This window comes from Paenibacillus sp. 3LSP (assembly GCF_032465655.1).
Classification (GTDB): domain Bacteria; phylum Bacillota; class Bacilli; order Paenibacillales; family Paenibacillaceae; genus Fontibacillus; species Fontibacillus barengoltzii.
Window position 1 is genome coordinate 20685 of record NZ_JAWDJI010000162.1, and the last position, 6920, is coordinate 27604.

Annotated in this window: 6 protein-coding genes and 1 pseudogene; 1 reads left to right on the top strand and 6 read right to left on the bottom strand. The window is 38.2% G+C overall.

Features of this window, described 5'->3' with window-relative positions:
• Positions 1-87: 87 nt before the first annotated feature.
• Positions 88-1389, bottom strand: a pseudogene (locus RW092_RS13385) (IS1380 family transposase).
• Between the two features lie 88 nt (positions 1390-1477).
• Between RW092_RS13385 and RW092_RS13390 the strand changes: the two are divergent.
• Entirely contained in the window at positions 1478-2854 is a 1377-nt protein-coding gene (locus tag RW092_RS13390; RefSeq protein ID WP_316010435.1) for a hypothetical protein, read from the top strand.
• Between the two features lie 195 nt (positions 2855-3049).
• On the opposite strand, the gene RW092_RS23835 is transcribed toward RW092_RS13390, so the two are convergent.
• The 5 genes from RW092_RS23835 to RW092_RS13410 form a co-directional block, all read right to left on the bottom strand.
• Positions 3050-3154 carry a BsuBI/PstI family type II restriction endonuclease gene (locus RW092_RS23835; RefSeq protein ID WP_218828219.1) on the bottom strand — a complete coding sequence of 35 codons (105 nt, stop codon included), beginning with the start codon at positions 3152-3154 and terminating at the stop codon, positions 3050-3052.
• A 162-nt stretch (positions 3155-3316) separates the two neighbouring features.
• Entirely contained in the window at positions 3317-4021 is a 705-nt protein-coding gene (locus RW092_RS13395; RefSeq protein ID WP_089549999.1) for a hypothetical protein, read from the bottom strand.
• 139 nt (positions 4022-4160) lie between these two features.
• Positions 4161-4373 (bottom strand): hypothetical protein, encoded by a 213-nt coding sequence (locus RW092_RS13400; RefSeq protein WP_089549998.1) that lies wholly within the window; start codon positions 4371-4373, stop codon positions 4161-4163.
• On the bottom strand, positions 4357-5217 hold the full coding sequence (locus RW092_RS13405) for a hypothetical protein (RefSeq protein ID WP_316010436.1): 861 nt from the start codon (positions 5215-5217) through the stop codon (positions 4357-4359). Before RW092_RS13405 ends, RW092_RS13400 begins: the two co-directional genes overlap by 17 nt.
• A complete protein-coding gene (locus tag RW092_RS13410; RefSeq protein ID WP_028538476.1) occupies positions 5214-6647 on the bottom strand; it encodes a hypothetical protein in 1434 nt (477 codons plus the stop codon). The genes RW092_RS13405 and RW092_RS13410 overlap by 4 nt, the downstream gene beginning before the upstream one ends.
• Positions 6648-6920 lie beyond the last annotated feature (273 nt).

The window sequence follows — 6920 nt, forward strand, 5'->3', positions numbered from 1 at the left end:
TTACGCGACGATTCTGAAAAAAGGGTAGTCTTTCCCCCTCCCCATAAGACAGGGCTAAACGGTTTCCATGTTAATTTGTGGTAAACGTCATTCTAAGGCAGCGACTTTGGCGGCGATACGTTGCCAGGCGCAGCGGTTCGCGAAATCTTTAGCCAGTTTCAGAACGACTTGTCGGCTATGCTGAATCATCGTAGCTGCACAGTGGAAAAACTCTAGACGGAACCGGGCAATCGTATACCCTTGATGGACCGGTTCGCAACAGTCTCGCTTGAATCTCTCGTAGAGATTGTAGGCGAGCAGCTTGATGAGCAGGTCGATTTCATTAGCGGTAAAGTCACCGGTAGCGATTCGATCGATGGAAAAGCCGCGTTTGGCTTCTTTGATATAGTTCTCCATGCAGCAACGCTGGTTGTAAAAGCGCCAAAGGTCGATCGGCTCCCACTCGAGATTGGTGACGATCGCTTCGTAATGCCAGTCCGTATCGAGGAGAAGCCGAGCTTGATCGCCGTCAAACACCTGCGCTTTACGAATCACCACAACGCGGCGCGGTTTCTTCCATGAGGTGGCTTGGTAGATCAGGGTGATCCCCTCGATGACCCAATCCTCATCGACAAACCGCTTCCAGTAGCGGCATCGCCCTACTTCGGCCTGAAGTCGCTGCGTCTATTTCAATTTCCCGACATACCCGATTCGCTTGGCTTCCCATAGGCTGTAGAAGTCTTCGCCGCCAAATCCCTTGTCAAACCGGGCGTACTTTACCGGACGGTCACCAAGCAACTCAAAGATCTGACGGAGGAAGGCGGCTGCATCGGTGGAAGCGTGCGTATTCCCAGCACGCAGTACTGCATTCAGGCACAGGCGCGACTGGCCCTCAAACGCCATCAGCGGATGGTAACTTTTACGTCCGGGTTTGTGGGGATTCGTGCCGACTGCCGCCCCCTCTTGGTGACCGTATACCGTTTCTACCGTGGAGTCTAGGTCCACGATGAGTTCAGAAGGCAGACAGGGTGCAATAATCTGCTGATTCAGCTTTCGCAAATCCAGCGTTAAGGTTGGGCGGGTCTTGCTGAGTCGATCCAGTTCCTTATACAGCAGGGTGTGATGCGGACAGCGCCCGCCGAGAAACCGCCGGATGAGCGCGTCATGTTGCAGCCTGCGGAAATGAAAGAGGCGTTCGCATCCGAGTATCCAGCCGACAATGAGATAGAGCAGGATGCGGAAAACAGGGAACAGGGAATTGCCTTGCTTGGTACAATTTAAATTCTGCAAAGCCTTACCGAGCTTGATTTTTTCGAGATATTCCAGAAAGATTTTGCTTCCTCCAACATTTGAGGCGTTTTGCAAGGTAAATTCGGTCTTGATTTTGCTGACGGGTGTGGTAGACTTCATCTAAAAGGTGCTCCTTTCTTTGTAGGTGATGTTCTGGACAAACACCATTCTACCAAAGAATTGGAGCCCTTTTCTTGTTTTTCAGACGATGTTACTTTCGAAATTCAGGTTAATTACTTTTTTGCAACAACTAGGATTACCTTCCGACAATATACTTGTTCCCGTTTTTGAGAGAATTAACGTTTTCAGCAATCTTCAAAATGTACTTATTAGGTTATCCACAGAAGATAGAGAAAGATCGATGTATCTATCAAAGTTTGTATCTGCTGTTTCTTCTGGCTTGTTTGATGCAGCTCTAAACTATCTCTGGGACGAAACGATTCACGAGTTAAGAAGAAGAGTCGTACAATATGATCTAACCTACTTTTATGACAATGCTGTTGGCGGAGAAAAAAGAAACAAATTAAAAACTGAAGAAGATTTAGTGAAACTTGATGATTCAGAACTTATACATGGTTCTAAGGAAATCGGTCTAATATCTGATATGGGGTTCAAACATCTAGATTACATTCGATACATGCGAAATTGGGCAAGTGCTGCACATCCAAACCAGAATCAAATAACCGGATTCCAGCTTCTTTCTTGGCTGGAAACATGCATTAAGGAAGTTATATCGTTACCAATCTCTAACGTCGCAATTGAAATAAAACGTTTACTTAGAAATATAAAAGAAGATGCGATAACATCACATGATGCTAAACAAATTGCATCTTTTTTCTTGCATCTAACAAGCGAACAAAGTAACAATCTAGCACAAGGCTTTTTTGGTATCTACACTCGCCAAGATACGACATCAAAAACGAGAGAAAACATACATCTGCTGCTTCCATTTCTATGGGGGAGTGTAGACGAAGATGTAAAAAAGGGGTTTGGTATAAGATACGGGAGATTCGTTGCAAATAATGAACAAACTGAAAAACAACTCGCAAGACAATTCCTTGAAGTCGTTCAAGCAGAATCGTATATCCCGGATGATCTTAGAGCAACAGAGATAGACACAGCTCTTCAGAACTTACGTTATGCACACCGCTCGTGGAATAATTACTATAACGAACCGCCATTTGCTAGAGAATTGGAGAAACTCGTTGGTTCACATGGTAGGCTACCTAATCAAATTGAAAAGGAATATGTAACAACATTAGTTGAAGTATTTATTACTAATGGTAATGGGAAGTGTTGGGATGCAGAGCCAATTTACACTCGTTTAATTGACCAATTTGATTCCAATCAAGCTCTCTTAGCCATTTTGTCATTCAGCAACTCAACCATATCTAGTAGACTGCAATTCTCGCTATGCGAAAGTCAATATAAATTACTTCTTGAAATGATGAAAACTAAAGTTTCTGCACATGCGGTTAAGGAGTTGATTGATCAAATTGAAAAATATAACGGTCCGCTTCACAGAATGAAAGATGACTCAAATTTCAAGAAACGAATTGAACCACTTCAAAAAATCATTGGCTAGCAACATGAATATCCATTTTAGATAACGACATTTAGTGCTTTGGTGACAACAATAATGGAAATGAGACCGATTTAAACTGCTCCTCTCGTCAAGTATGATTACAAGAGTCAGGTGACAGACAAGAAGATGATTCCTGTGCAATACAAGAATCATCTTCTGCAAATTAATCAATATGGTTCTAAAAATCTTACACCACTAAAGTGAATTAAATGGGACGGTTTGAAACAACCGTGCATACTCCTCATGCCGTTTACCATCAACGGGTCCGTGGCTTGTCACTAATTCAACGAATAATAACAAATCTCTATAGGATAATAAATCACAACATCCATTATTTTTCCATGCAAGTCAATCCTGATCCCCAATTTAAGCAACAACTTTTCATCAATTTTTTTTGTTCAAGACTACACTTCGTATTTCCTATCAATCAAGCGGTTAAAACACCAAGTAAACTATGGACTGTTATTCAGCATAAAAGAAATAGTAACAAGTAGAACCATCAACTTCAATGCTTATTTTGTTCTCTCCCTTGACAGTGAAAAATGAGATCCAAGTAATGTTAGGGTTGGATGCAGTCGGCCGACCATCTATCGTTATATCATTAAGTTGTATTAGAGGATCTGCTTCATAAGGGACTTCGAAATCTATATTTATTTGCTCACCGATGGATGTTTCAACCCGATCGCCAGAAGCTATCGCAAAATATCCATTGGCACCGCTGTTCGGAAAGAAATAATGAGCATTAATAGATGAAATGCTGAACGAAAGAGTCGGTAGATCATCCTTATCTGCTACACTATCCTCATTGGGACTATCCAATCCGCTTGCTCCTACGTTGCCAAAGCCCATTTTACCATTAGAGTCTTTGACCTGGGCTGTATCATCAGCTGGCTTGGTGATGGAATTTCCGAGTAATATTCCTCCTGTACTTAACGTGTTACTGGTAGAGCGGGTAGCTGGAACGTCTGGCTGCCATTGAGGAAAAATAGAGTAGTAAAAGGCAACGGTAACAAATCCCCAAAACACCGTACCTTTTAGAAGATAGCCAAAATCATTAAATTTATCCCAGAAAGCAGACCAAATAAGAAGAATAAGCAATATTAAAAATAACAGTGATGAAGCAATCAAACCTATATATTTTCCAACGTCCCAAACTTGATCCCACACTGTAATCATCCTCTATGATCAAGGAAATCTATGAATTTCGTTTTAAAATGTAATCTCTATCCATTAAAGTTCTAATTTAAAAGGTATGCTCTTTGTCTGACTATTCTGGTTCTCCCCCAATAAACTCGCTCAAAATACTTTATTCTTTTTGTACTTTAAACTCATGAATAGCTCTGTTGTAATATGTATCCGATACCTTGACAAACTCTGGCGTGTATTTCTGAATTGGCCCACCATAATCCACTACCCGTTTACGTCCTTCATGGTTTTCTACAACAAAAACCCTGACTTGATGTATCGCAGCGGTTAAAAACTCTTCGTCTTCAACTAAGTTCTTAAAGATTCTTCTCATGTTCATTACTCCTTAATCCAATTCCAGCATCTTTATCAGGAATATTGACTGCTTTTTTTGCCATATCAACTAGTTTATTTAAAACACCAAATATTACTTCCGTATTATAACCTCCAATAAAAATAATTAAATTCACCAGATATACTCCAGTAATCTGCTCGTTTTCAATCTTACAAATATTCAAAAATATTATAGGGAAGATCAATGCAAGTAAAGCACGGAGTTCAAAAGAATTTGTAGCTTGAAGTTCAGCAATAACTGAGAGCTGATCATTTATTGATTCAACATGTGCTATTCTAGTAGACGATAACTCATCTCTGCATTTTATTAATTCAACATCCTTCGATATAATATCCGCTTTAAGCTTCTCGAGTTCAATCTCTAGTTCCTTAATATTATTATCTGATAGTTCTTGTTTCTTACTCATATCCCTTAGAGATGTGACTGCAACACTTAATAACGAAATATATTCCTCTGAGTATTTTTCCTCTAAAAGTTTGAAATATAATTTGACATTCTTGAAAAAGAAAGAATAAGGTAGGGTTCGTAAAAAGGCCTCTTCTTTATTATCCCCTTCACTTATATATCTGTTTATTTGATCTTTAATCTGAGAAAGCCAATTTTTGATATGTTTATCAATGAATAACGAAATAAAACGACGATTACGATTATTAAATAGCAAATTAACAACATCATGCTTTGAGATTGCATTAGCTCGGAACCCTGGGCGGATTTTTGCAAACTCTTTTGGATTTTTTGTAAAATATCGAATTATATCTTTATGTGGTATAACTGAGCATATATAATACACTTCATCTTCGGTTAATTGATGGATATAGCTCATATCCATCCCTCCTTGATAAATTGCTTAGCAACTGAGTTAATTTTACCTTTTACCCTACACTTATCGATGTACCGAGAAGCTGTTTCACTAAGTGTAATTGAACTAAAGCTAATATCATCGAATTCCTCTAATCGTTTGTTATGTGCCAGGATATCATTAAGAAAATCTTCACTAGAGACCTCTTTTTTGCTGTCAGGATAAATGTAACTTACAGGGTAGTTACTATACTCATAGTGGATTATTGAACTTGTTGGAGTTAAATAAATATCCTGCCCACATGATAATGGAGAAACTCCATAGCGATTGAAATGATAATAGACACCCTTATCAGGTATAGTAAACTTGTTAACTTTAATATTGGTGGGGATTATCTCCGTATAACCGTGAAATTTAGGTATTTCTTTATCAATAATAATTTCCGAGTTTTTTCTAAATATTTTAGTTCTTTGTGTAATTGATATTTTTGAAATTTCAGGTGATATTTTTGATATTTCCCTAGAATATACATTGATATTCCCATGTGCTTGTAATTCAAAGCTCGAATATATATAAGCATTTTCTGATGTGATAATATTGACTTCATTTGACGTTTTTGATGGTGGCCAAAGCAAAGTTAGTGTCTCTGAAATATCTAATCGATAGCCCCATGACTCTAGCAAATTATCTATAGTAGCGGTTTTTTGTTTAATTGTTAAAACAAACCCAGAAAATTTTCTATTCATTGTTTCAAATGAGATTATTTCTCCAACTTCTACACCTTTAGGAAAACAGTCGCAGGTAAATTTGGTCTTTTCTTCTATAGAAACAAAATAATTTGTATTAGTGTATATTGTATTGCTACGAACTAACTTTGCCTTAAAATCATTATCATAGTCGTGTATTTTGAAAAAGGTTGGACTATTTTTGTTACAAAAGAAGTTAAACTTTCTTTTTGTAGTTTCAAGAGTATTTGATAAATAATAGCTATATGAAAAATGATCCAAAGGGATCATTGTAACAACATCTGGTGCAAAATTCTCAAAGTTAATTCTCAATGTACAAAAAGGTATATTGGCATCCTTTGTTCTTAATTCAAAATCAACATTTTGCTGTTCGTACACTTTAATTTCGCTTTCGCTAAACCTAAGACCTAAATAAAACATTCTACTACTATTATCAAAATAGAACTCTACTCTTTCTCGTTTGCTCCGTCTGGAACGAGCATCAGTGCTGATGGCTCCGTGCAAACCTAGGTAATTCTCGCATTCAACATCATTGTTCCCACTGCGATGTCTAAAATGTGCCACCATTCTAGTGCTGTATGGCGCAGCAATAAACACTTCTTCTCCACAACAAGAGCACTCATAACGATATGCTTCAAAACCGCCATTTTGAGCAGCCAACTCAGCAGAGACTTCAGATTGAAGAATTGTATCATACGCCTTACGCATCTATAATTACCCCCTTCATAAATCGGGAAATTAGTTTCATATGTTGCTTATTTCCACCTCATTCCGAAGAAAAAAATTAAGAAGAAGCTAACCTTTATATTTTCCACAAATTATGACAAAAGTCCTGCCTATTCTTTCTTATTTCGTAAACAAGTAAAAAATAACCTGTTTTTCTATATATGTAGTTATAGTATATTTTTCCAATATTGTTCGCTCCCCTTCTCAGCAGCCGTTTTCGTTATAGTGGACAAGAAACGAATAAGTATATTATTC

Excerpts from the sequence above, each read along its gene's own strand:
- RW092_RS13390 (WP_316010435.1), top strand. The coding sequence starts at position 1,478 with ATGTTACTTTCGAAATTCAGGTTAATTACTTTTTTGCAACAACTAGGA.
- RW092_RS13400 (WP_089549998.1), bottom strand. The coding sequence starts at position 4,373 with ATGAGAAGAATCTTTAAGAACTTAGTTGAAGACGAAGAGTTTTTAACC.
- RW092_RS13405 (WP_316010436.1), bottom strand. The coding sequence starts at position 5,217 with ATGAGCTATATCCATCAATTAACCGAAGATGAAGTGTATTATATATGC.
- RW092_RS13410 (WP_028538476.1), bottom strand. The coding sequence starts at position 6,647 with ATGCGTAAGGCGTATGATACAATTCTTCAATCTGAAGTCTCTGCTGAG.